Raw genomic sequence first — 23641 nt, forward strand, 5'->3', positions numbered from 1 at the left:
ACTTTGGCCCGACGCAGCCCTTTTACAAAAGCTTGCGGATAGAACCGATCCGGTCGCGGTTGCAGATGAAGGCCGCGTCATTTTCTCCCATCCTTCCTGCACGGCGGCCCCTTGCGGCCGGAATGGCGTGGGACGATGTGGCGGCAGAGCATGGCGGGGATGGGGTGGTGCAGGCGCGCGGCGCGGGCGGTCGCGGTGGGCCTCGGGCTGATGCTGGCAGTCCCTGCGGCGGCGCAGGACGCAGCGCTGGGCCAGCAAAGCGCCGCCCCGATCATCGACCGCGACCGCACCGACCGGCTCGAACCGCAGATCGCGCCTCCACCTGTCGCCGCGCCGCGCCCGGCGCCCTCGGTCCAGGTCGCGCCCGCGGCTTCCTCCGCGGCCCAGACGCTGCTGACGCGGCTTATCTATAGCGGAACGACGCTGCCCGGATCCCGCCTCGATGCCGCCACTTCCCCCTTTATCGGTCGGCCGCTGACCGGTGAAACGCTCCAGGCCATCGCTCATGCGATCAGTGCGACCTATGCGAAGAGCGACATCGCCTTCTATTCCGTCTCCATTCCGCCCCAGCTGCCTGGCGGCGGCGTCCTGACCGTCCATCTGGTCGAGGGGCGGGTCAGGGATTATCGCCTCGCGGGCATGTCGCCCAGCATGCCCGTCGGGCTGATCGCCGCGCATATGCGCCGGCTGATGCGGGACGCGCCGCTGCGCAAGAGCCGTCTGGAACGGACATTGGCGCTGCTGCGCGACATTCCGGGGCAGACGGTCGACGCCCGGCTGCGCCAGTCGGGCGCGCCCGGCGATCTCCTGATCGACCTCATCGTCAAGCGCAAGCAGGTGCAGATCGGCCTCACGATCGACAATAGCGGGGTCAGCAATGTCGTGCAGGGCGTGCAGGCGCAGATGTCGGTCACGGTCAACGGCCTTGCGCGCGAAGGCGACAGCACGCGCATCGCCGGCTACCTGCCCTTCTATCCCGACCGCTACCAATATTATTCGCTCAGCCACAGCACGCCCATCGGCAGCAATGGCCTGACCCTGGCCGCGCAGGCCGCCCATGTCGAAACCCGTTCGCGCGACAGCAGGACGACGGGTGAGGCGACATTGGCCGGCCTGACGCTCAGCTATCCCGTGCTGCGGTCGACAAAGTCCCAACTGTCCGTCACGGCGTCCGTCGACGGCATCGACAGCGACAATTATTTCCTCGACATCCGCTTCGGGGATTACCGGTCGCGGGCGCTGCGCCTGGGGGCTTCCTGGTCCCGTGCCGACGCAAGGAACGGCTATGCGGTTTCCACGGTCGTCAGCCAGGGGATCGACGCGCTGGGCGCCCGGCCCTTCACCGGCTTTTCCGAAACCGGCTTCACCAAGGTCAATGTTCAGGCCATCGCAGTGAAGGGGATCAGCGGCAAGCTCAGCCTCCGGACTTCGGTCAAGGGCCAATATTCGAAAGACGATCTTCCGGTGACGGAGCGCTTTCCGCTGGGCGGCCGGGGCGCGGGCATGGCCTTTCGCACCGGAACGCTGACGGCGGAGCAGGCCCTTGCCGGCAGCGCCGAACTCTCATGGTCGCTGCCCGCCCGGTCGCCTGTGCTGAAGGCCAGCGCGCTGTTCGTCGCGCTTGACGGTGCGCTGGCGCATGGCACGGCGCGGCCCGCCTACCGCCTCGCGGCGCGGGACTACAGCCTTGCATCGGCGGGGGGCGGGCTGCGGCTGGGCCTGGGCGCGAAATGGCGGGTCAGCGCGGAAGTGGCCGTGCCGGTCAAGCGGCCCGACCCGACCCTCAGCCGCAAGGCGCGGTTTTTCTTCGGGGTGGGACGGGCATTTTGATCCGTCCTTTTGCGAATACGCAAAAACAAGAAAATGGGAAGCAAGACAATGAACAATGTGTGGGAGGTATGGCCCTCGGCCCTGACCGGGGCCGAATGCGACGCCATCGTCAAGCGCGCGGCGCTCTATCAGCCGGAAAGCGCGACCGTCGGCTTCGCGCAGGCGGTGCGCAGCGATCATGCATATCGCTCGTCCACCATAAGTTGGCTGGACGTTCATCGCGACAAGGACATTGTCGACCGGCTGATGCAGTTCGTCCATTCTTCCAACCGCACCAATTTCGGGATCGACATCGCCGGCCCCTATGAACTGCAATATACCGAATATCATGGGCGGGCTCAGGGCAAATATGACTGGCATCAGGATGTGTGGCTGGAATCCTCCCGCCCCTTCGACCGCAAGCTGTCGGTGGTGGTGCAACTGTCCGACCCGGATGAGTATGAGGGCGGCGCCTTCGAATTTTTCGGCCTTCAGCAGCCGGGTGTCAATTTCGCGCCACGCGGCAGCATGCTGATCTTCCCCTCCTTCCTCCAGCATCGCGTCCTGCCAGTGACCAGGGGCGTCCGCCGCAGCCTGGTGAGCTGGATCGAAGGGCCCCGGTGGCGCTAGAGCCAATCGACATTCAGCCCTGACGGCCTGCAAATGACGCTTTTCCGTGCCTCCGGTGCTCACCTATTTTGAGTAGGCTGCGCTCCGGGTCACGGAAAACCACCCTTTTACCTTCGGTGGCCTTCGGCTCGGCTCGTCATCATCTGAATGTCGATTGGCTCTAAGCTGCCGCTGACGGTCCGATCTTCCGATCTCTGATCTTCCGGCGATCGAACCACGATCGGCGCGGCCCGCATGGATGCGCGCCGACCGCAGCCGCAACTCATGCTTTCCATCGCCGCTTCGAAGGAAAATGGACCATATCGGAAGCAATCCCGCGAAGGACGATTTGCTTGCCCTGAACCCGGCTTTGCGGACGAGGGACCTTAAGGATGCCGCCAAAAGCCGCCAGATATGCGGATTCCCTGACCTTTCGACCGGCCTTGCGCAGGCGGCAACAGGCTTTTGCGCGCTGAACCGGGACCAATATCGGCAAAGCCAGCCGTTCTGACCAGACCGGTTTCTTCTTGACGCGGCGATAAGGACCGCCGGGCCTAACTTGCTCCCGTTGCGATCTGCTCGCAGGAAAACAGGGAGTCTTGCAATGCCACGTTATGGATCGGTCCGGTCGGGACGGCACTATCTGCTGTGCGCCACGGCGATACCTCTTCTTTTGCTCAGCGCCTGCGCCGACGGCGTGGGCTTCGACATAGGGGCGGGCGGCGGCCAGTCCCCCTCCGGTCCCAGCGGCCCGACAGGTCCGACAAGTCCCACTGGCCCGACCAACCCGTCGGGTCCATCCGGCCCGTCCGGTCCCTCCGGTCCCAGCGGCCCCACGGGTCCGGGCGGCCCCACCGGTCCCACCAGCCCAACCGGCCCAGCAGGCCCGACCGGCCCCTCCGGTCCTGTGGGCCCAGGCGGCCCCACTGGACCCACTGGCCCGACCGGCCCCGGCGGACCCACCGGCCCCGGCGGCCCGACTGGTCCTGCCGGACCCACCGGTCCGACCAGCCCCACCAGCGGCGGATCGATCATCGGGGCTTCCATCGGCAATCTGCCGGTGGTCGGGCCCACCGGTCCCGGATCGCTGATCGGCGTCAACGTCCTGCCGGGCGACACCCAGGCGACCGGCAGCGTGGCCTCCGTCGATCTGCTGACAGGCGACGGCACCGTCGCCCAGCTCGCCCTGCCGACCACGCCCCAGAGCGTGCAGCAGGGTCTGGCGCCGGTCGGCACGCTCGCAGGAGGCCTGCTCGGCGCACCGGCGGGGGAAGCGGTGACGCAGCTCACCGACGGTCTCTCCCCCACGGTGGCGGCCGTCACCTCGACGGTCGGCCAGCTCACCACGCCGCTGCTCGACACGGTCAACGGCGCGCTCTCGCCCGTCACCGGTCCGCTGGTGGGCGACAATGGCGTCCTCGCCCCCGTAACGGGGCTGGTCGAAAATGCGGTGGGCGGCCTGACCGGCGCTTTGGGCGGCGTCGGCGGCGATCCTTCCGCCGCACTGGGCGGACCGCTTGTCGGCGCGAATGTCGGCGGCAATGTCCTGACCGGCGCCTCCACGCCCGGCACGCTTGTCGGGGTCAACCTGCTGCCGTCGGACGGCGGCGCGGCTGCCGGACAATTGGCGACGGTCGATGTCCTGACGCAGGGCAATCTGGTCGACATCGCCGTGCCGACGACCGCGGCCGGGGTAGAGGCCGGATTGCAGCCGGTCGGCAACCTGGCCGGGGGTCTCCTTGGCCCGCAGGCGGAAGCGACCGTCACTCAGGTCACCAGCGCCGTCGCCCCCGTGGTCGCGGCCGCCACCAGCACGGTCGACAGCGTCGCCGCGCCCCTGCTCGACACCGTCAACAGCCTGGCCCCGACGCTGCCCGGAGGAGAAAGCGGTTCCCCGCTCGCGCCCGTGACCGGCCTGGCCGGCGGCCTGCTGGGAGCAGGGGAGGGGACCGGCGGCAATGCCTTGGCCCCCGTCACCGGCCTGCTGAACGGCGCGCTGGCCCCGGCGACCGGATCGGGTTCCGCCACGGCGCCCGTGACCGGCCTGCTCGGCGGGCTGCTCGGGGGCGGCAACTGACGCGGCGGCGCGGCCCGCCATGGTCCTCATGCATGGCGGGCCGCACGCCGACGATGCTCTCCCCCTATAGCCCCCGGGGGAAGGGCGGGGGCGAGGAGGCAGTGGGCGCACTGCCTCCTCAAACCGATTCCGAACGCAGGCCGGCACGCTTTGCGTTCACGCAAAAATCTTCGCCAAAGGGGAATATCATCTTGCCGAACCGCCTTTTCTTCATCCGCCGCCTGATCGATGGCGCTGCGGCCCTGCTGCTGCTCAATGCCCAGCCCGCCATGGCCGGTCCCTACGCGCCCTATGCCGCAACGTCGGGCGAAACCGCGGTGGGAACGATGCTGGACGCCGCGACGCACGCACCCGGCGGCGACCGCGCGGCCATGCTCGCATCGATCGACGCCCTGCCGACGGCCGCGGCGCGTGCCGATGCGCTGGGCCAGCTCTCGCCGCGCAGCTATTCCCTGCTGCCCCGCCTGTCGATCCAGTCGATGGACGCCGCCGACCGGGAAATCCGCTCCTGGCTGGCCGAACGGCGCAGCATCGCCATCGATGCGCCGGCCGATGTTCCGGCCAGCGGCGACCGCACCATCACCGTGATGCTGAGCGGAGGGATAAAGCAGGCGAGCTATAAGGCGCGCGTCGACCGCCCCGAAGCGGAATCCGACAGCCGGTCGCTGCGCTTCGCCGTCGATGTGAAGCCCGTGCCCGGCCTCATCGTCGGCGCGACCCTGGGCATCGACGGCATCGACGCCCGGCTCGACCCGGCGCGACGCCCCCGCATCAGCCAGTTCAACAGCCAGATCGGTTCCTATGCCAGCTATAGCGACGGCCGCTTCTATGTCGACGCGACGGCGGCCTATACGCTCTCCGAATATAAGCTGCGGCGCCAAATCGGCTGGGCGGGCTTTACCGGGCGGCTGGTGGCGCCCGTGGACGGCGACGGCTGGGCCGCATCCGGCGAGGCGGGCGCGATGCTGCGCGCAGGCCCGGTCCGGATACAGCCCTTCGCCGGCCTGCACCATCGCTATGCCGATGTCAGCGGCTTCGTCGAAAATGGCGGACCCGCCGCGCTGGAGGTCGCCGCCTTCCGCACCAGATCGCTTCGCGGCGCGCTGGGCGCGCGCATCTCCGCCAATGTGACGCAAGGCGGCTGGACCCTCCGCCCCTCGGTCGAGGCGCAATGGCAGCGCGAACTGCGCAGCCGCCCCGACAGCCGAATAGAGGCCCGCTTGGCCACCCGCGACTTGCCCATCTTCACGCTGCGCCCCACCCGGCTGGCGCGTGACGCGGGACTGGTGAATGCCGGGATCAGCGCGACCTGGAACAACCGCACCACCTTCCGCCTGGGCTATGCGGGCGAGTTCGGTTCCGACCGCCATGTCCACGCGGCGGCGCTGACGGTCGGACGGCGTTTCTAGGCAAAGGGGATTGCTCCGAAACGAACCGGATTCCGCGCCACAATCGTGCATATCCCGCTATTGCGTGGGCCTGCTCACGCAAAGGAAGTGATCCATGGCCCGCTTCATCCGCGACATATTGGCGACCCTTTCCCACGAACCCGCCGGCAGGGGCCCGCCCGATCAGCAGGCGCTCAGCCGCCTCGACCAGCGGCTCGCGCCTTTCGCGGACAAGGGGCCGGGATCGCGCGGCACGATTTCGATCCAGCCGGACGAATGTTCGGTCTGGGACGGCAATCCGCGCGACCAGCCGGGACTGACGGCGGACGGCTGCCGGTCGCTGATCGATTCCATCGCCAGCGAAGGCGGCAACCGCATCCCCGTCCTCGTGCGCCTCAACCCGCCGGGTTCGGACCGGCCCTATCAGCTTCTGGTCGGCAGCCGCCGCCGTTTCGCGGTGGACTGGCTCAACCATAATGGGCGGCCGGAAATGCGGCTGGCGGCCCTGGTCGTCGACCTGTCGGACGAGGAAGCCTTCCGCCTTGCCGACATCGAAAATCGCGAGCGGGCGGACATCAGCGAACTGGACCGGGCGCGCAGCTATCAGCATGCGGTCGAACGCTTCTACGGCGGGGTGCAATCGCGCATGGCCGAAGCGCTCACCCTTTCCAACAGCCAGCTAAGCCGCCTGCTCGCCTTGGCGCAATTGCCGGAGGATGTGGTGAACGCCTTCGCCACTCCCGATGAATTGCGCGTGCGCTATTCCGAAATCCTGACCCCGCTGCTGCGCCGTCCGGACCAGCGGGCGCGCATGATTGCCGAAGCTCGGTCCATCGGGGAACAGCAACAGGCGCTCGCGCGGGATGGCGGCCGCATGCTTTCCCCCGCGACGGTGCTGGCCCGGCTGCGCGATGCCGCCACGCCGCAGCCTTTGGAGGAAGCGCGCGACATGGCGATCATCGCGGGCGGCGCGCGCATCGGCCGCCCCCGGCCCGGTCGAAGCGGCGGCCTGACCATCGACCTCAGCATATCGGAGGATGCCGATCTGGACGAACTGCTGGCGCGGCTGCGCGAAACCATCGTCGCGGCCCGCGCCGCGCCGGTCATGCAATAGGACCGCGATCGCTTCCGGAGCCTCAACAGGCGACTTTGCGTATACGCAAAAAGCCCGCGACCATTGATGCCGGCGCGTCTATGAAGGCCCGGCGGCCTCCTTCCGGCCGTAAGTGGCAGCCAGATAGGCGGCGATCCGCTCGGCATCGGCAGGCTCGATCGGCGCGCCATAGACCTTGATCATCTTGCCGACGCTATCCTGCCAGAATTGCGCCCCCTTGCCGCGTGGCTGGGTGGTGACATAATCCAGCGAATGGCAGGCGGAACAGGTCGCCGCCGTCAGTTCCGCGCCGTCGCCGGGCGGCAGGACAATGGGTCGTTCGTCGGGCAGGCGATAGCCGGCGGCAGCCGCGCCGCTCGCGGCGAGAAGGGCGATGGGCAGCAGCGCTTTCACAGGGCGACGACCTCCACGGCTTCGACGACATTGCGCATATAGCCGGCGGGCTGCCAGAGCGGATCGAACGGCTGGACCTCTCCCGACCGGCCCGTCGCGCGGACGAGGATGCGATGGCGGCCGGGCGTCAGGCTCTGCGCCGACCGCCATGACCGGAAGCTGTAGCGGCCCAGATCCTCGCCCAGTTCGGCCTGCCGCCAGCTTGCGCCCCCGTCGGTGGAGATGTCGACCCGCGCGATTCCCGATCCGCCGTCGAACGCGATGCCGGACAGCGCCACCGGCTTGCCCGCCGCCACCTGCGCCCCGGACATATGGCTGGTGAGGAAGGACCGGATGTTGAGCCGGCCGATGGGCCGCGTCCTGTCCGGCTTGCCGCCGGGCGCGACGCAGGCGCAATCATTGTCGGGAATGCGATAGGCGGTCTTCATCCAATAGCCGTCATAGGCCGCGTCGACGACGTTGATCTCATGCAGATGCTTGATCCAATAGGTGCCGTAATGGCCCGGCACGACCAGACGCAATGGATAGCCGTTGAGAAAGGGCAGGTCCGCGCCATTCATCGCCCAGGCCACCATCACCTCGCCGTCGCGGGCATGGTCGACGTCCAGCGCCTTGATGAAGTCCGGGATGCCGTCGGCCTGCGGATTGTCGAGCCCGTTGAACGCAACCTGCCGCGCCCCCGCGCGCACCCCCGCGCGGTCCAGCAGCGCGCGAAGCGGAACGCCGCGCCAGCGAGCATTGCCCATCGCGCCATTGCCCAGTTGCCCGCCCCCGACACGCGGTTCGAAAAAGCCGCGCCCATTGCCGGAACATTGGTTGACCGCGACGATCTCCTGCACGGGAAAGTCGCGCTTCAGTTCCGCGAGCGAAAGGGACAGCGGCCGCTCGACATGACCGCCCAGCGCCAGCCGGAACCGCCGCGCATCGATGTCGAGCGGCAAATCCGAAAGATGATAGCGCACGAAGAAGGCATCATTGGGCGTGACCGGCCCGTCGAACAGCGCCAACGGCGTCTCCAGTTGCGGCGGCCGCGCGGTAAGGCCGATGAGCGCCCGCTTCTGCGGATAGCGGACCAAGGGCCGCTCGCCATTGCCGAAGGGCAGGGCGGCGTGGCCGTCACCGGCCCGCGCCCAGCCGGGCACCGGCAACATCGCCCCCGCCATGGCGGCGATAAGGCCGCGCCGATCCACCCCGTTCATGGTCCGTCCGTCCGCCATGGCTGTCCTGCCTGCACCTTCCTGCACTCTGATGATCGGAATGCGGCCGGTGATCCGGTGCGCGGTCTGGCTTCGTTTCTCTCGCCGCCCCGACGCTCCAGGGTCGGGCAACGCCGATCCGCTGTGGGTAGGATGCGGCGGCGGGCCAGTCAATCCGGGAGGTGCGGAGCTGCCTCGGCAGGATGGAAGCACGATCATCATTAGCGAAGCCCCGCCCCGCAAAACCATCTTGAACAGCCTCCGCGCTGTCCCTAATTTGGCGCGTGGCGGTCGCCGCCGGAAGGAAGAGAGGATTGGAAGAAAGGAGGCAAGCCCATGTCCCTCTCCCATTTTCAAGGCCCCTTCGAAGTGGCCCATCATCCCCAGTTGGAACCTGAAGTGAAGCGCGCGATCCTCGCATCCTGGGCTTCGGACGCCAATGCCGTGGAGGGCAATCCCGCCGTCAGGCGCCCGCCGCGGCACGATCGGCCGATCCCCATTGACGAGATACTGGACGCGCTCCGCAAGGTGGATCGCAACCCCATCTAGAGCAGCCGATCCGACTGCATCGCATCGGCCGCCCCAGGCCTATGTTCTACCGCGTTTTCCGGGCCAGCAGATGATTCTGCCTGCCCGGAAAACGCTTTCGTCTTTCGATGCCGCCTCTCCCGAGCCGTCGCCCGCAGGAAGAGAGCCCCCTTCAGGCGGTCACTTCGTCCAGCCGGTTGATGAGCCGCAGGAAGGCCACCTCGCCTTCGTCATGCGGCGTGCCGTCCGCATCGAAAATATCATGGAACCATTTTTCCTTCAGCCCCTCCAGATTGGGGTTTTCCCACTTGTCCCACGGCAGATGGGTCTGCGTCTTCCCCTTCACCAGGCCCCAGCAGAAGGTGCCGACCTGCTCCTCCTTCGCGATCGGCAGGATCGCCTGGAAGGTGCTGCCCGCCGGGCGCGCCATATATTCGGTGCAGAGCAGCGGACGCCCCATGGTCTTCAGCCATTTGACGCGCTGCGCGAAATCCTCCGCAATGCCGTAATTGTGGAAGGAGATGACGTCGGAATGCGATGTCTGCGCCTGCTGGATCGGACTGAGCAGGTCGGGCGCCGACCAGTCGCCCAGCCAGATGCCGCTGGTCAGCGGCTGCATCGGCTGCATTTCCCGCGCCCAGCCGAACGCCGCGACCAGCAGCGGCACGACCAGATCGGCCTTCGCCCTGAGCGCCGCCGGATCGCACAGCGCGACCTCCGGCCCATTGTCGGGCTCGTTCCAGATGTCCCAGGCCAGCACGCGCTCATCCTGTCCGAAGCGGCCGACCACGCCCCGCACATAATCCTCCAGCCGCGCATGCTCGGCCGGATTCCGGAGCACGGCGACGCCCGGCGACTGCACCCAGCCGCTGTTGTGAACCCCCTCGCGCGGCTGGGGCTGGGGCCCCAGCGCCGGTTCGGGATGCCAGCAGGAATCGAACAGCACCAGCATGACGCGGATGCCATGCCGATCCGCCACCGTAAGGAAGGCGTCGATGCGGTCCAGAAAGGCTGCCGCGTCGTCCAGCCACAACAGGTCGTGCAGATAGACCCTGACGCTGTTCATCCCCACCGAAGCCGCCAGCTCCAGCTCGCGGTCGATGGTGGGAAGGTCGAAGCTGCCCGCCTGCCACATTTCCAGTTGGTTGATGGCGTTGGAGGGCGTGAAATTGCACCCCACCAGCCACGGTTGCCGTTCGAACCAGCGATGCGCCGCTTCCGGCGTCCAACGATTGCCCATATACCCGCTCAACACCCGCTTCTACTGTCACCCTGAAGGCGGCCATTAACATCGGTCATCTATAGGACAAGAAGATTAATATGGTCTGAGTAAGAGGAAATTTCGATCTTTTCGAAGATTGTCCCAACCCGTCTTCGTTACATGATCGTTATAGTATGGAAACTCGCCCTTTGATTATGAAATCGAAATAATACAGGTTCGAAACGACCAACCGCATGGGACCGGATGCGGTCTCACGCCGCTTCCCGGACCATCTCCCCCGGCAGATGCGCCGCGAAATGATCGATCGCCGTGGCGAGCGAATGCAGCGGCGCCCCTCGACGGCTCGCCAGCGCCGTATTGGCGGGCCGCTCCGCCACCCAGCCGAGCGTCCGGTGGGGAACGCCCCGGATGCGCGAGGGGTCGCCGCCGCAGCGCATCGCGATCCGGCGGGCGAAATCGGCCCAGGACAGCGCCTCGCCATTGGTCAGGTGCCACGGCCCGGCCTCGCCGTCGATCAGCAGGTCCAGCGACGTCGCGACCAGATGCGGCACATAGGTGGGCGTCACGATCAGGTCCTCCGCCGCCAATATGGTCTCCCCCCGGCTCAGCGCCCGCACCACGGCGACCGCGAAATTATGATCGTCATCGGGCGAGAAGAAGGCGGCGGTGCGGATGATCAGGTGGCGATTGGGCAGGTGAGGGGGGACAAGCGCGGCGATCCCTTCCTCCATCTCCGCCTTGCTGAGGCCATAGCAATTGCGCGGCGCAGCCGGGTCGTCCTCCAGATAGGGCGCGCCCTTCTCCCCATCGAAGACGAGATCGCTGGAGAAGGAAAGCGACGCGATGCCGCGATCCCCGCATGCCTTCGCCAGCGCCACGGCCCCCCGCGCATTGGCGTTCAGGCAGGCGTCTCGTGCCGTTTCCGCCTCGTCCACCCGGACCCAGCCGGCGGCGTTGACGACCGCCCATGGCGCGATGCGGTCGAGCGCGGCGGCGATCGTCCCCGGCGCCGACAGGTCCAGTTCCCCCCGCGATGTGAGGACGAAGGGAATGTTCCGCAACGCGCAGGCCCGCGCCATCGCCCGCCCCAGCGTCCCCGTCGCGCCGCATATCAGCAGCGGCCGTGCCGGAGAGAGACGGGCCGGAGAGGGATGCAAACGCCCGGCCAGATGCGCCTTCATCGATGCGGGGCGCGCCACGCCGGGATGGGCGATCCGCACGGGGCGCTGCCACCAGCCGGCGCCCTCCGCCAGCATCGGGCGCTCGCCCCCGCGCGCCAGCGCCCGCGCCAGAGGCAGCAGCGCCGTGGCGCGCGGCGTTCCGCTGCTGACGTCCCACAGCCCCGGCTCATAATGACCCGGCTGCGTCAGCAGGCTGTTCCACCCCGAACTGCCCAGCAGCGACCAGAGGGTGACGGCCTCGACCTTTATCCCCTCGGCGCACAATCGGCCGGCGACGTCCCAGGCCTGCGCGATCCAGCGCAACTGCTCCTCCCGCGTGCAGCCATTATGGACCTCGGTGACGGCCAGCGGCCGTCCATAACGCGCCCATGCCTCGCGCAGCGCACCCTCCAGCCCCTGGGGCGGCGGCTCCAGCACGCGGATGGCTTCCACATCGGCATAAAGCTGCGTGTCGCTGCCGCCATGGCTGTGCGCGGGATAGCGGTGAAGCCGGTGGTCGAGGAAGCGGTCGCTCGTCAGATAATGGTTGATGCCGATGACGTCGGGCGGACAGGGATCGTCGGCAATGGCGCGCAGCCGGTCCGCGAAGCCGAAGCCCGAAAGGCGATCCCACAGCGGATGCTCGCGCGTCATCATGCCGCAGAGCAGGTCCCAGCTCGCCCAGCGGCGCAGATTGTCGAACCCCGCCTGTTCGCGAAGGGAGGCGGTGGCATAGGTGCGGCCCAGATCGTCGGTCTGGATCAGCCGCGCGCCGGGACTGACGCGGCGGATGGCCCGCATCGACAGGCGAATGGCGTCGGTCTGGTTCAACAGCGCCAGCCAGAAGGATGGTTCGGACCGGTGATGCGGATACCAATGGCCGTACAGGGCGGAAAAGCGGGCGGTGGTCAGCGGCTCGTTGACCGGCGTCCAGTCGGCGATCCACGGATAGCGCTCCGCCGCCGCCCCGGCATGACGCGCCAGCCCGGCGGCGAACCCCTCGTCCAGCAGGCCGGTATGGGCCGGGCCGCTGCCATGATGGACCAGCCCGGCGATGACGCGGATGTCAAGGTCGCGCAGCCGCTTCAGCCGTTCGTCGGTCCATTGCCAGTCGCGCTCGTCCGGATCGCGCGGGCTGACCCTCTCCCACAGGACGGGATAGCGGATCGCCCGGATGCCCAGCGTCGCCAGCCGGTCCAGGTCGTCCGCCCGATCCTGATGCCCGGTCGCGCGGATCTGGTCGCGGTAACTGTCGTGGACGCGGTTCACGGTGCATTCCAGACCACCCCATAGCTGCGGCTGCATGGTCATTCCGGTCTCCGTTGCAATGATGGGCGCGATTATTTGGCTCGTTGAACTTCGATCAAGTGAAAGCAGGGTAATTGCGACATGCCAGCAACCTGGATCAGTGGAGAAGAAGGAACGGATCGTTCTCCGCCGCGGTTTGACCAATGTTCATCCCGCAGAAAGGTTGCATATAATGGTCCAGCCCCAGTCTTCCCCTTGGCATGAATCTGGATCAATTCCGTCGAACGGCACGCATACCATCCTCTGCTTCAGTCATTTGCGGTGGAAATTCGTCTTTCAACGTCCCCAGCACCTGATGAGTCGCTTCGCCGCCCAGTCCCGCGTCCTCTTCTGGGAAGAACCCTGCCTTGTCGAAAAGCTGGCGGAGCCCGACCTGCATATCGACGTCTGCGCCGCCAGCGGCGTCACCGTCATCACGCCGCAACTGCCCGCCGACGGCGCGCGCGAACAGGATGGGGAGAATTTGAAGGGCCTGCTCGACCTGCTCCTGGCGGGCGAATCCGGCCCGTTCGTCCGCTGGTACTACACCCCGATGATGCTGCCCTTTTCGGAGCATGTCATGGCCGACTGCATCGTCTACGACTGCATGGACGAGCTGGCCAATTTCAGGGGCGCCCCGCCCGAACTGCTGCCGCTGGAACAGCGCCTGCTCTCCCAGGCCGACCTGGTGTTCACCGGCGGCTACAGCCTCTATGAAGCGAAGAAGGACAGGCATGGCCATGTCTATCCCTTTCCCTCCAGCGTCGACGCGGCGCATTTCGCCCAGGCCCGCTCTGCCCGAACGCAATCTGCGCAGGACGCCCGCCCGCGCCTCGGCTTCTACGGCGTCGTCGATGAAAGGATGGATGTCGGCCTGCTGGCGGCGCTGGCCGATGCGCGCCCCGGCTGGGATCTGGAAATTGTCGGCCCGGTCGTGAAGATCGGCGAGGCGGACCTGCCGCGACGGCCCAATCTCCATTTCCTGGGCGGCCGCTCCTATGACGATCTGCCCGGCTGCGTCGCGGGCTGGGACGTGGCCCTGATGCCCTTCGCCATCAACGACGCGACCCGCTTCATCAGCCCGACCAAGACGCCCGAATATCTGGCGGCGGGAAAGCCGGTCGTGTCGACGCCGATCGCCGACGTCATCCGCCATTATGGTGGGATCGGCGCGGTGCGCATCGCGGAGCGCGGCGAAGCCTTCATCCGCGCCTGCGACGCGGCGCTGGCCCTGTCCCGCTCGGGCGGCGACTGGCTGGCGGAGGCGGACAAGGTGCTGGCCGGCATGTCCTGGGACAAGAGTTTCCAGCAGATGAGCCGCCTCATCAGGGAAGCGATCTCGCGCGGCGCCCATGCCCATCCCATCGTGTCGCCCACCAGCTGGAAGGACGGCCCGCCGCGGCGTTATGACGTGATGGTCGTCGGCGCGGGCTTCGCGGGCGCCGTCATGGCCGAACGGCTGGCCGCGGACGGCGGCAGGAAGGTGCTGCTGGTCGACCGCCGGCCGCATGTCGGCGGCAATGCCTATGACGAGCTGGACGATGCCGGGGTCCTCATCCACCGCTACGGGCCGCACATCTTCCACACCAATTCGCAGGAGATATTCGACTATCTCTCCCGCTTCACCCAATGGCGGCCCTATGAACATCGCGTGCTGGCGGCGGTGGACGGCCTGCTGGTGCCGATGCCGATCAACCGGACCACGCTCAACATGCTCTACGGCCTGGACCTGGGGACGGAGGAGGAGGCCGCCGCCTTCCTCGCCGCGCAGGCGGAGCCGGTGTCGGTCGTCCGCACGTCGGAGGATGTGGTGATCTCGGCCGTGGGACGGGAACTCTACCAGAAGTTCTTCCAGGGCTATACGCGCAAGCAATGGGGTCTCGACCCTTCGGAACTGGACAAGGCGGTGACTTCGCGCGTGCCGACGCGCACCGATAAGGACGATCGCTATTTCACCGACAGGTTCCAGGCGATGCCGCTCGAAGGCTATACGCGCATGTTCGAACGGATGCTGGACCATCCCAATATCGACATATTGCTGGGCGTCGACTATTGCGAGGCGCGCGACGCCTATCCGCACGATCATCTGGTGTTCACCGGCCCGATCGACGAATATTTCGGCTATCGCCATGGCAAGCTGCCTTACCGCTCGCTCCGGTTCCAGCATGTCAGCCTGGACGTCGACCGGTTCCAGCCGGTGGCGGTGGTGAACTATCCGTCCCCCGACGTGCCGCACACGCGGATCACCGAATATAAGCATCTGACCGGGCAGCAGGTGCCGGGGACCAGCATCACCTATGAATTCCCCGCGGCGGACGGCGACCCCTATTACCCCATCCCCCGGCCGGAAAACCAGCAGCTCTTCAAACGCTATGAAGCGCTGGCGATGGTGCAGACCGACGTCACCTTCGTCGGGCGGCTCGCCACCTACCGCTATTACAACATGGACCAGGTGGTGGGACAGGCGCTGGCGACCTACCGCCGGATGACCAGGGCCCCCGCCATCCGCACCGTGCCCGCCCACCTCGCCGCCGCCGCGCAGCCCCGCCCTTCGGCGGGCTGACCCGCCACAGGCTGGACAGGACCGACCCTGAAGCGGCCGACCCGACTATATCGGATCGGCCGCTTCAGGTCTTTTTTCTACCGCCCCTTCCAAATCGGCCGATAACCCTATCGGCCTGCAAAACGCCCTAAAGCCCGCTGTCGTAACGCGCCATCTCCTCCCGATAGCGCGCGGTCATCCGCTCCTGATCCGCCGGGGGAATTTCCTCCTTCAGATGAAGGAAGCGGTCATTTTCCTCCTCATAGACATGATGGGCGACCGCGCCCCTGATATGCTCCAGCTTTTCGCTCCAATCCTCGCTCAGCGGATCGAGCGCTTCCAGCAGCGCGAGCTGGACCTTGGCGGCCTGCTGCTCCTCATAGGCCATCGCCATATGCGTCTTGTGACCGTGGGAAAGCTGCGGGTAGATGACCGCCTCCTCCGCGCTGGAATGGGCGGTCAGAAGCGCGGCGAGCTTCCTCTGGGCGCGCGTCCGGCTGGATGCGTCCATCGCCGCCTCCGCCTCGCTGAAGGCCATTTCGATCTGCTGGTGGTGCTGGAGGATCTGGTCGAGCCAGTCCCCCGCCATGGCCGCGGCCCGCGCCTTCTCCCTCGCGCGGGCGCGGTCCTCTTCCGATTCCGGCGGCGTGACGGCTGCGACGATCCTGTCGATGACGGACATGGGATGCTCCTCTGCTCATGGGCGTGACTCCCATGCAAGCGCCGCACCGCGCCCCCGGTTCCTGGACGGCGGGCCAAAGCGGAAGGTCGCTAACACAGGTTTAAGGGGCGTTCCCTTCAATAGCTCCCGTTCGTGACGACGATGCTGGCGCTCACCGTGGGGGAGGGCATGGGTATGAAGGCCGCATAACGCATCATCGGACTGCCGCTCATGTCATAGCTGACCCGCACCCGGAACGTGCCGGTCGCATCGGGCCCTGCCGTGACGACGGGCCCGCCCCCCGCCGCAAGCAGCGTGCCATAGCCGCCGATCACCGCCTGCGCCCGGCCCTGCGCCAGCGCCGTGCGTTCGGCCGTGGAAAGCCCCGCCACGGCGGCGCGGGCGCCCTCCACCGCGGCATGGCGCACGCCCATCAGCGCGGCGAAGTAGAAGGAATAGAGCACGACCGCGAAGACCAGCATCAGCAGCGCAGGCGCCAGCAGCGCGAATTCCAGCGCCGCCAGCCCCCGCTCGCATGTCCGCAGCCGCCGCGCCGCGCGCATCCCGATCAGCCCGGATTGACGCTGTTGAACATCGTCGTGAAGGCGGCGCCCAGCTGCGTGCGGAAATTGGCGCCGACCGCGACGATGGCGGCGACCACCACCGCGCCCAGCACGGCATATTCCACCGCCGTCAGGCCTTTCTCATCCCGCGCCAGCTTCGCGATCAGCGAACCCAGAAACTTGTTCATGCTTGTCCTCCAATCCCCTCCGCAAAGGACCGGCGGCGCATGGCGAGGGGGAACCGCGCGCCGCCATGAAAACTCACACCAGGACCGGCACCCCGCAGCGCGCGCCCGTCGCCCAGAGCGTCGCATGGCCAAGCTGGACGCCCAGCGCGGCGAGCAGATTGGTGACCAGCGGATCGATGGTGGTGCCGACCAGTCCGGCGACCGGATTGACCACCACGCTCGACAATTGGGACCGGGCGAGCGCCCGGGTCGCGTCGCAGACGATCGGCAGGCATGATCCCAGCAACGTCACCTGCAACCCGTCCTGTCCGCCAAGGCTGCCCACCAGCGATGTCAGCAGCGGCCCGACCTGCGCCCCGTTGCCGATGCTGGCGGGCGTGCCGGGCGATCCGGGACGGCCTATGCGGCCCTGCCCGCCGGGGCCGAAGACGACGGCGCCGCTCGCGCCCATGACCGGCTGCGCCACCGCGCGGCTGTCCACCGCGACGACGCCCAGCACATTGACGATCTGGACCGGACGCACGTCGGCGGCGGACAGGGGCGGCATCGGCCGCGTCATGGCGCCGGCGGGCAAGGCGCCGATATAGGCGTTGACGAGGCCGCTGCCGGCCTGCACCGTCACCCGCGTGTCGCGCGCCTGTTCCGCCGTGTCGGGGCAATCGATGGCGCTGACCTGCCCCTGCGCCGCCGCAATGTCGATCGTGACCGGCAGGTTGACGACGATCAGCGGAACGCCCAGCAGGCTGACATTCCTGATCCCGACATCCAGTTGCAGCCGCAAGGCGGACGTGGAAACGCCGGTCTCCCCCGCCGGACCGAAGGAGAAGCGGGGCCGGTCCATCGGCCCGGTCGCCATCGCCGCCAGCAGGACGCTGCTGCCCGGCGCCACGGTGCCGACCGCGTCCGACAGGTCCACCGCGCCATTGCCCGCCTGCACCGCGTAGGAAAAGAGCTGATAGGCATTGATCCCGGCGCGCAGGGCCGGTTTCTCGTCCGCCCCGCCGACCGGCATGTTCTTCCACACGCCCAGGCCGAACAGGCCGTTGAGCGGCACGGCATATCCATTGCCGACCTGCCCGGCGAGCAGGTTCAGGGTCGCGGCGGTCGCGCTGTCGTCGGCCGCGCTGGCGGCGGCGGCGAGCAGGTCGCGAAGCGCCACCGTGCGCGCGGTGAGCGCGCCATAGCTGCCGCTCTCCCCGACCCGCTGCGCCAGCGCGTCGAAGAACAGGCCGGCATCGACATGGCTCGCCATCAACGCCTCGACATCGGCGGTGGAGAGGCGCAGCTTGATCCCCAGCAGCGCGCCCAGCAGGTCGTTGACGCTGTTCACCAGCGCATTGGTGACGGTCAGCACGCCGGAACTGATGCCGATCCCCGCCTCGTCGATGCGCGCCGCCGTGGCGCTGGCCGACAGGTCGGGCAGGGGGTTGGCCGGACCCAGCACGCGCATCAGGAACTGGCGCGCGGGCTTCCCGGTGCGGATGCGCACGGCGTTGACCCGCCCATTGCCGGGACAAAGCGCCATGCTCGCGTCGAAGCGCTGCGCCGCGCCCAGCCCCGCATCGGCGCAATAGCGGCCCAGTTCGACCGATCGGAGAATGGCCGGATCATATCCGTTGCGGCTCAGGCTGTCGCGCGCCCGCGCCGCCGCCTGCGCCGGATTCTGCGCGGCGGCCAGCGCAGCCGCATCGGTCGCCGCCCGCAGATTGCGCAGGCTCACATAATAAAGCCCCCCGTCCAGCGCGAACCCCGCCGCCCCGATCAACACCGCCCCCAATGCCGCGATCATCGGCGCGACGGCGGCGGATCGGTCGCCAGCCAGCCGCCGAAGCCATGCCCGACGAAACGCGATGCACAGCGCCCGGATCATCGCGCCCCGTCCACCGCGCGCTCGACCCGCCGGCCGATGGACTCCAGATAGCGCCGCCGAATGACCGCAGCCTCCTCCGCCGAAAGCTCCGCATCCTCGCGCACCGGGGCCTTCAGCTGCGCCTCCATCACTCGCCGCGCTTCGCCCGCCGGCGCCGGCGCGGGCGCAGCCGCCATCAGCAACAGCACCACCATCTCAGCCTCCCTTGCCGATCCGCGCCGCTTCCGCCGCCAGTTTCTGCCGCAGCGCCCCGTCTCCCGCCCGGCGCAACCCGGCCTCCGCCTCGTCGCGCCGCCCGCCGATGATCAGCGCCAGCAGCAGGTTGTTGCGCACCACCGCCAGTTGCGGCCCCAGATCGCTCGCCCCGCGCAACGCCTCTATCGCCGCGCCGACCCGCCCGGCCCGCAACAGCGCATAGCCAAGCGCATTGCGCGGCAGCGGATCGGCCGGACTCGCCCGGCTCGCCCGCTCGTACCAGGCCGCCGCCTCGTCCCACCGCCCCCGCGCCGCCAGCAGATGCCCGCGCACCGCGCTGACCCCTCCGCCTGCCGTCTCCGGCGGCAGGACCACCGCTTCCGCCGCGTCGATCTGCCCGAGGTCGATCAGGCTGTTGACCCGCAGCAGCCGCGCCTCGGCATCGCCCGGATAGCGCCGCTCGAAATCGTCCAGATAGGCCAGCGCCGCCCGTGGCCGCCCGTCGGCCCGCGCCTGGTGGATGAGTTGCAGATACAGCCCGCGCGTGCCGGGCGCTTCCTCCGCTTCCCCCGGCGCGGCCGCCATCAGCATCGCCGCCAGCATCAACCGCCTCATTGCGACACCCCCCGCAAAGTATCGAAGATCGCCACCACCGGCGGCCCGCCCAGCACCACGAACAGGGCGGGCATGAAGAACAGGATCATCAGCACCACCATGCGCACGGTGATGCCGCCCATCGCCTCCCGCGCGCTGGCGACGCGGCGCTGGGTGAACTCCCGCACGAATTCGCGCAGGGCAGGGGCCAGCTCGACCCCCTGGAACAGCGCCTGGCGGAACAGCGCCGCCAGTTCCTTCGCCCCGTTCACCGCCACCCGCGCCGCCCAGCGGTCCAGCGCCTGCTCATAGCGCATGCCCCGGTCGAGATCGGCGACCAGCATCGCGATCAGCCGCGCATGGTGCGGCACCGCAATGGCCTCGTCCCGCGCAATGGAGCGGAAGCACTGGTCCAGCGAGATGCCGCTTTCCAGCATCATCAGCATCAGGTCCAGCAGGAAGGGAAATTCCGCCATGATCGCCCGCGCCCGCCGCGCCGCGAGCAGATGGATCGCCTGCTTCGCCCCGACATAGGTCAGGCCGGCGGCGATGACGATCAGCAGGGGCCGGGCAAGGAATCCGCCCCAGCCGATCCGCGAAACCAGCATCGCCGCCAGCCCCGCGCCGACCGTCGCCGCCATCCGCGCCCAGACGAACCGGTCCGCCGCCCGCGCATCCTGGAACCCCGCCAGCATCAGCCTGTCGGCAATCTCCGACCGGTCCCGCCCCCTGGCGGCGAAGGCCATGGGCAGGCGGAAGCCCGGCCGGTCGCCCGCCATGCCCAGCCGCGCCTCCAGCCGCCGGTCGGCCAGCAGCATCCGCACGCCCATCGCGGCGCAGGCGACGCCCAGCGCCGCGCAAAGGAGGAACAGCGCCCCCATCAGAAGGCCAGCCTCATCACCCGCCGCATCACCAGCATGCCCATGCCCTGCAAGACCAGCGCGATCGCCGCCAGCCGATGCCCGCGCGGATCGCGCAGGAAGAAACCGATATAATCGGGGTTCATCGCCACCAGCACGGCCATCGCCACCAGCGGCATGACGATCAGCACCCGGCCGCTGATCTTCGCTTCGGAAATGGCGGCCTTCAGCTCGCGCTTGATGCGGATGCGCTCGCGCAGGATGTTGGCCAGGTTCAGCAGCACCGCCGAAATCGACCCGCCATAGCGCATGTTCGTGCGGATCGCGGCGGCCAGCATCGATATTTCGGGAACGCGCAGCCGCTCCGCCAGCACCTGCATCGCATCGGCCACCGGCGCGCCCAGCTCCAGCCGCCTTGCGACCGGCGCGATATTGCTCCGCACCACGGCGGGCGCGTCGGCCAGCGCCCGGTCCAGCGCCTGCGCCAGCGAATTGCCGACCGCCTGCATCTGCCGCACCGCGTCGATATAATGGGGCAATGCCTCGATCAGCGCCTCCACGCGCCGCTGCGCCCGCCGCCGCACCCAGCCGATCAGCGCCATCGGCACGCCCGCCACCACCGCCAGCGCCGCCACCGGCCCCGCCGCCAGCAGGGCGAACAGCGCGATCAGCAGCAGCCCGCCGCCGACCATGCCCAGCGCCCGCGCCGTCACGTCGATCTGCGCCTGCGCCAGCAGCGGCGCCATCCGGTCCGGCGCCGCCAGCACCGCCGGGCGCGGCATCGCCGCGGTCGGGGCCAGTCCCAGCCGCCGGTCGATCGCCGCCCGCTCCCGCGCCTGCCGCGCCAGCAATGGCCAGCCGATGCCCATCAGGATCAGCAGCGACAATATCAGAAAGGCCGCCCCGCTCAGCACGGCCGCCCGCCCCGATAATCCCTCAGCCGCCCCGCGAAAAACGGCCGCAACGACAAAGTGCGAAATTCCCCCGTCCCCGACAGCGCGGGCTGCTCCTGAAAGGCGAACAGTTCATTCAGCGAATAGGCCTCGCCCTCCAGCCCCGTCACCTCGCTCACCGACATCACCCGCCGGCTGCCGTTGGACAGCCGCTGCAACTGCACCACCACATGCACGCTGTTGGCGATGAAGCGCCGGATCGCCCGCACGTCGCTCTGCACCCCGGCAAAGCCCAGCAGCATCTCCAGCCGGGCAAAGGCGTCCCTCGGGCTATTGCCGTGCAGCGTCGCCATCGACCCGTCATGCCCGGTCGACATGGCCTGCAACATCTCCACGGCCTCGACGCCGCGCACCTCGCCCAGGATGATCCGGTCCGGCCGCATCCGCAGCGCATTGCGCACCAGTTCGCGGCTGCTCACCTCGCGGCTGCCGTCGACCGTCGGCGGCCGCGTCTCCAGCCGCACCACATGGCTCTGCCGCAACTGCAGTTCGGCGGCGTCCTCGATGGTGATCAGCCGCTCCCGGTCGCCGATGAAGGTCGACAGCATGTTGAGCAAAGTCGTCTTGCCCGCCCCCGTCCCGCCGCAGATCAATATGTTCAGCCGCGACCGCACCGCCGCGCTCAGATAAGCCGCCATGTCCGCGCTCATCATCTGCGCCGAAACGCAGTCCTCGATGGTCATGCTCTGCAACCGGAACTTGCGGATAGAGAGCGTCGGCCCATCCAGAGCCACCGGCGGAATGACGATATTCACCCGCGACCCGTCCGCCAGCCGCGCATCGACATAGGGACTGGCCTCATCCACCCGCCGCCCGATCGGCCCGACGATGCGCTGGATGATGTTCATGAGGTGCGCGTCGTCGCGAAACCGCGTCTCGACCTTCTCCAGCAACCCGCCCCGCTCGGCATAGATATGCCCCGGCCCGTTGACGATGATGTCGTCCACCCCCGGATCGCGCAGCAGCGGCGCCAGCGGGCCCATGCCCGCCACCTCATCCTCGACATCCTCGATCAGCAGCAGCCGCTCCGCGCTGTTCAGCGCCATCTGCCCACGGCGGCTGCGGCTGGCGACGACCTGCTCTATCTCCTCGCGCAGCGCCCTCGGCCCCAGCGTCTCCGCCGTATCGCCCCGCGCCTCCAGCTGCTCGATCAACTGGGCGCAGGTCTGCGCCTTGGCGATCTGATAGATGTCGCTCATCCGCTGCGCCGCCGGCTGCGCGACAGGCGCCATCCGCACCTCCCGCGCCGGAATGAAGCCCTCTTCGCCGGTCAGCAGGCTCATGACGCACGCTGGACGACGCGCAGCATCGCCCCCCGCAACCGGTCGATCCCGCCGGGCTTCGGCGCGACCCCGCAAACCCGCCGGATCGCCGCCATATAGGCCCCGCCATCCGCCTCCATCGCCATCGGCCGCCCGGCGTTCAGCGCATTGCGCATCCGCGCCCGGTCGATGGGCAGCGCCAGCGCCGCGCCGACCCCCAGCGCATCCGCCATCCGCCGCCCATCCAGCAGCACGCCGGGCAGATGATCCCACACCAGCAGCCGCATCGCCTCTATCCGCTCGCGCTCCGTCCCGATCCTGTCCAGCAGGCGGCGGCACGCCTCGATCTCGCAAATGGTCTGGCCGCAGAGCAGTTCGACCCGATCCGCCTCCGCCACCACCTCGCGCAGCAGCCCGCCATGGCGCAGGCTCCCCGCATTCAACACCACATGCCCGCAACAGCCCAGCAGCCGCCGGATCAGCGCCGCCAGGTCGCCCGGGCCCAGTCCTGCCGGTTCGGCGCCGGTCCCGCCGTCGAAGGTCAGCAGCATCAACCCGCTCGGCCCATGCCGCGCCACCGTGCTGGCCAGCAGGCTGGCGTCCAGCCGGTCCATGTCGCTGATCGCGGACGCCAGCCCATAATCGACGCTCAGGTCCAGATAGGTCGCCGCCGCGCTCGTCGGCAGGGTGCAGTCGATCAGCAGCGTCGATCCCCGCGCCGCCGTGGCGACGGCCATGTCCGTCGCCACCATCGCGCAGGCATCGCGATCCGCCCCCAGCAGCAGCGTCAGCCGTCCCCGGCTGCCCCGGTCCGCCACCGCCTCGTTCAACAGCCGCGCCAATATGGGGGCGATCTCCCCGCGCTCCCCGTCGCGCGGAACGACGTCGTGCACGCCGGCGCGAATGGCGCGCAGCAGCGGCCCGGCCTCCATCTCATCCGTCGCCAGCAGCACGGGCCGCCCGCCCGCGCCCGCCACCACGGCGCCGATCGCGACCGACAGGGCGCGCTCGGGCGGAATGGCGGCGCGGTCGATGACGATCAGCGCCGGCCCGTCCAGCGCCTCGCTCTCGACCGATTGCGCCAGCTCGACCGTGGCGCGGCCGCCCGCCGCTTCCTCGATGCGCTGCGCCAGCATCCGGTCGACCGACAGCAGAAGGATCTTCGCCATG

21 protein-coding genes are annotated in these 23641 nt (G+C 68.6%); 7 read left to right on the plus strand and 14 right to left on the minus strand.

Going from position 1 to position 23641, the window contains the following annotated elements; all coding sequences use genetic code 11:
* Positions 1–135 precede the first annotated feature (135 nt).
* The 5 genes from A0J57_RS21580 (at position 136) to A0J57_RS21605 (ending at position 6997) form a co-directional block, all read left to right on the plus strand.
* Positions 136–1830 (plus strand): ShlB/FhaC/HecB family hemolysin secretion/activation protein, encoded by a 1695-nt coding sequence (locus A0J57_RS21580; RefSeq protein ID WP_235600931.1) that lies wholly within the window; start codon positions 136–138, stop codon positions 1828–1830.
* A 48-nt stretch (positions 1831–1878) separates the two neighbouring features.
* Positions 1879–2439 carry a 2OG-Fe(II) oxygenase gene (locus A0J57_RS21585; protein ID WP_025550470.1) on the plus strand — a complete coding sequence of 187 codons (561 nt, stop codon included), beginning with the start codon at positions 1879–1881 and terminating at the stop codon, positions 2437–2439.
* A 583-nt stretch (positions 2440–3022) separates the two neighbouring features.
* Positions 3023–4495: a hypothetical protein gene (locus A0J57_RS25575; protein ID WP_061937147.1), complete on the plus strand. Its 1473-nt coding sequence runs from the start codon at positions 3023–3025 to the stop codon at positions 4493–4495.
* Between the two features lie 191 nt (positions 4496–4686).
* Positions 4687–5904, plus strand: a complete 1218-nt coding sequence (locus A0J57_RS21600) for an autotransporter domain-containing protein (RefSeq protein ID WP_061937144.1) — start codon at positions 4687–4689, stop codon at positions 5902–5904.
* A gap of 94 nt (positions 5905–5998) precedes the next feature.
* Positions 5999–6997: a ParB/RepB/Spo0J family partition protein gene (locus tag A0J57_RS21605; RefSeq protein WP_061937141.1), complete on the plus strand. Its 999-nt coding sequence runs from the start codon at positions 5999–6001 to the stop codon at positions 6995–6997.
* A 78-nt stretch (positions 6998–7075) separates the two neighbouring features.
* Here the strand turns inward: A0J57_RS21605 and A0J57_RS21610 are convergent, their stop codons facing one another.
* Complete coding sequence (locus tag A0J57_RS21610; RefSeq protein WP_007684475.1) at positions 7076–7390, minus strand: hypothetical protein; 315 nt, start codon at positions 7388–7390, stop codon at positions 7076–7078.
* Complete coding sequence (locus tag A0J57_RS21615; protein WP_082718695.1) at positions 7387–8607, minus strand: molybdopterin-dependent oxidoreductase; 1221 nt, start codon at positions 8605–8607, stop codon at positions 7387–7389. Before A0J57_RS21615 ends, A0J57_RS21610 begins: the two co-directional genes overlap by 4 nt.
* Positions 8608–8922: 315 nt before the next feature.
* On the opposite strand from A0J57_RS21615, the gene A0J57_RS21620 reads away from it, so the two are divergent.
* The gene (locus A0J57_RS21620; protein WP_025550480.1) at positions 8923–9135 is read left to right on the plus strand and encodes a hypothetical protein; all 213 of its coding nucleotides are present in this window, start codon (positions 8923–8925) and stop codon (positions 9133–9135) included.
* 151 nt (positions 9136–9286) lie between these two features.
* Here the strand turns inward: A0J57_RS21620 and A0J57_RS21625 are convergent, their stop codons facing one another.
* Positions 9287–10354 carry a cellulase family glycosylhydrolase gene (locus A0J57_RS21625; protein WP_061937138.1) on the minus strand — a complete coding sequence of 356 codons (1068 nt, stop codon included), beginning with the start codon at positions 10352–10354 and terminating at the stop codon, positions 9287–9289.
* 233 nt (positions 10355–10587) lie between these two features.
* On the minus strand, positions 10588–12807 hold the full coding sequence (locus A0J57_RS21630; RefSeq protein ID WP_061937135.1) for an NAD(P)-dependent oxidoreductase: 2220 nt from the start codon (positions 12805–12807) through the stop codon (positions 10588–10590).
* 292 nt (positions 12808–13099) lie between these two features.
* On the opposite strand from A0J57_RS21630, the gene glf reads away from it, so the two are divergent.
* Entirely contained in the window at positions 13100–15346 is a 2247-nt protein-coding gene (gene glf / locus A0J57_RS21635) for a UDP-galactopyranose mutase (RefSeq protein WP_061937132.1), read from the plus strand.
* A gap of 127 nt (positions 15347–15473) precedes the next feature.
* Here the strand turns inward: glf and A0J57_RS21640 are convergent, their stop codons facing one another.
* From A0J57_RS21640 to A0J57_RS21685, 10 genes are all read right to left on the minus strand, one after another.
* On the minus strand, positions 15474–16007 hold the full coding sequence (locus A0J57_RS21640; protein ID WP_025551554.1) for a hemerythrin domain-containing protein: 534 nt from the start codon (positions 16005–16007) through the stop codon (positions 15474–15476).
* Positions 16008–16123: 116 nt separating this feature from the next.
* A complete protein-coding gene (locus A0J57_RS21645) occupies positions 16124–16549 on the minus strand; it encodes a TadE/TadG family type IV pilus assembly protein (protein WP_025551556.1) in 426 nt (141 codons plus the stop codon).
* Between the two features lie 5 nt (positions 16550–16554).
* Entirely contained in the window at positions 16555–16737 is a 183-nt protein-coding gene (locus tag A0J57_RS21650; protein WP_025551558.1) for a Flp family type IVb pilin, read from the minus strand.
* 73 nt (positions 16738–16810) lie between these two features.
* Positions 16811–18607, minus strand: a complete 1797-nt coding sequence (locus A0J57_RS21655) for a TadG family pilus assembly protein (RefSeq protein ID WP_061937129.1) — start codon at positions 18605–18607, stop codon at positions 16811–16813.
* Positions 18604–18801 (minus strand): hypothetical protein, encoded by a 198-nt coding sequence (locus A0J57_RS21660; RefSeq protein WP_061937125.1) that lies wholly within the window; start codon positions 18799–18801, stop codon positions 18604–18606. Before A0J57_RS21660 ends, A0J57_RS21655 begins: the two co-directional genes overlap by 4 nt.
* 1 nt (position 18802) lies before the next feature.
* Positions 18803–19417: a tetratricopeptide repeat protein gene (locus A0J57_RS21665; RefSeq protein ID WP_235600932.1), complete on the minus strand. Its 615-nt coding sequence runs from the start codon at positions 19415–19417 to the stop codon at positions 18803–18805.
* A complete protein-coding gene (locus A0J57_RS21670; protein WP_061937119.1) occupies positions 19414–20277 on the minus strand; it encodes a type II secretion system F family protein in 864 nt (287 codons plus the stop codon). Before A0J57_RS21670 ends, A0J57_RS21665 begins: the two co-directional genes overlap by 4 nt.
* Entirely contained in the window at positions 20277–21170 is an 894-nt protein-coding gene (locus A0J57_RS21675; protein ID WP_061937117.1) for a type II secretion system F family protein, read from the minus strand. Before A0J57_RS21675 ends, A0J57_RS21670 begins: the two co-directional genes overlap by 1 nt.
* On the minus strand, positions 21164–22492 hold the full coding sequence (locus A0J57_RS21680; protein ID WP_061937114.1) for a CpaF family protein: 1329 nt from the start codon (positions 22490–22492) through the stop codon (positions 21164–21166). Before A0J57_RS21680 ends, A0J57_RS21675 begins: the two co-directional genes overlap by 7 nt.
* Positions 22489–23640 (minus strand): hypothetical protein, encoded by a 1152-nt coding sequence (locus A0J57_RS21685; protein ID WP_061937111.1) that lies wholly within the window; start codon positions 23638–23640, stop codon positions 22489–22491. The genes A0J57_RS21680 and A0J57_RS21685 overlap by 4 nt, the downstream gene beginning before the upstream one ends.
* Between the last annotated feature and the right edge of the window lies 1 nt (position 23641).

Source organism: Sphingobium sp. 22B (assembly GCF_001580035.1).
Lineage (GTDB): Bacteria > Pseudomonadota > Alphaproteobacteria > Sphingomonadales > Sphingomonadaceae > Sphingobium > Sphingobium fuliginis.

What these genes read in the sequence shown, in the direction of transcription:
- A0J57_RS21580 (WP_235600931.1), top strand. Translation starts at nt 136, where the DNA reads ATGTGGCGGCAGAGCATGGCGGGGATGGGGTGGTGCAGGCGCGCGGCG.
- A0J57_RS21585 (WP_025550470.1), top strand. Translation starts at nt 1,879, where the DNA reads ATGAACAATGTGTGGGAGGTATGGCCCTCGGCCCTGACCGGGGCCGAA.
- A0J57_RS25575 (WP_061937147.1), top strand. Translation starts at nt 3,023, where the DNA reads ATGCCACGTTATGGATCGGTCCGGTCGGGACGGCACTATCTGCTGTGC.
- A0J57_RS21605 (WP_061937141.1), top strand. Translation starts at nt 5,999, where the DNA reads ATGGCCCGCTTCATCCGCGACATATTGGCGACCCTTTCCCACGAACCC.
- A0J57_RS21615 (WP_082718695.1), bottom strand. Translation starts at nt 8,607, where the DNA reads ATGGCGGACGGACGGACCATGAACGGGGTGGATCGGCGCGGCCTTATC.
- A0J57_RS21620 (WP_025550480.1), top strand. Translation starts at nt 8,923, where the DNA reads ATGTCCCTCTCCCATTTTCAAGGCCCCTTCGAAGTGGCCCATCATCCC.
- A0J57_RS21625 (WP_061937138.1), bottom strand. Translation starts at nt 10,354, where the DNA reads ATGGGCAATCGTTGGACGCCGGAAGCGGCGCATCGCTGGTTCGAACGG.
- A0J57_RS21630 (WP_061937135.1), bottom strand. Translation starts at nt 12,807, where the DNA reads ATGACCATGCAGCCGCAGCTATGGGGTGGTCTGGAATGCACCGTGAAC.
- glf (WP_061937132.1), top strand. Translation starts at nt 13,100, where the DNA reads ATGAGTCGCTTCGCCGCCCAGTCCCGCGTCCTCTTCTGGGAAGAACCC.
- A0J57_RS21640 (WP_025551554.1), bottom strand. Translation starts at nt 16,007, where the DNA reads ATGTCCGTCATCGACAGGATCGTCGCAGCCGTCACGCCGCCGGAATCG.
- A0J57_RS21645 (WP_025551556.1), bottom strand. Translation starts at nt 16,549, where the DNA reads ATGCGCGCGGCGCGGCGGCTGCGGACATGCGAGCGGGGGCTGGCGGCG.
- A0J57_RS21650 (WP_025551558.1), bottom strand. Translation starts at nt 16,737, where the DNA reads ATGAACAAGTTTCTGGGTTCGCTGATCGCGAAGCTGGCGCGGGATGAG.
- A0J57_RS21655 (WP_061937129.1), bottom strand. Translation starts at nt 18,607, where the DNA reads ATGATCCGGGCGCTGTGCATCGCGTTTCGTCGGGCATGGCTTCGGCGG.
- A0J57_RS21660 (WP_061937125.1), bottom strand. Translation starts at nt 18,801, where the DNA reads ATGGTGGTGCTGTTGCTGATGGCGGCTGCGCCCGCGCCGGCGCCGGCG.
- A0J57_RS21665 (WP_235600932.1), bottom strand. Translation starts at nt 19,417, where the DNA reads ATGAGGCGGTTGATGCTGGCGGCGATGCTGATGGCGGCCGCGCCGGGG.
- A0J57_RS21670 (WP_061937119.1), bottom strand. Translation starts at nt 20,277, where the DNA reads ATGGGGGCGCTGTTCCTCCTTTGCGCGGCGCTGGGCGTCGCCTGCGCC.
- A0J57_RS21680 (WP_061937114.1), bottom strand. Translation starts at nt 22,492, where the DNA reads ATGAGCCTGCTGACCGGCGAAGAGGGCTTCATTCCGGCGCGGGAGGTG.
- A0J57_RS21685 (WP_061937111.1), bottom strand. Translation starts at nt 23,640, where the DNA reads ATGGCGAAGATCCTTCTGCTGTCGGTCGACCGGATGCTGGCGCAGCGC.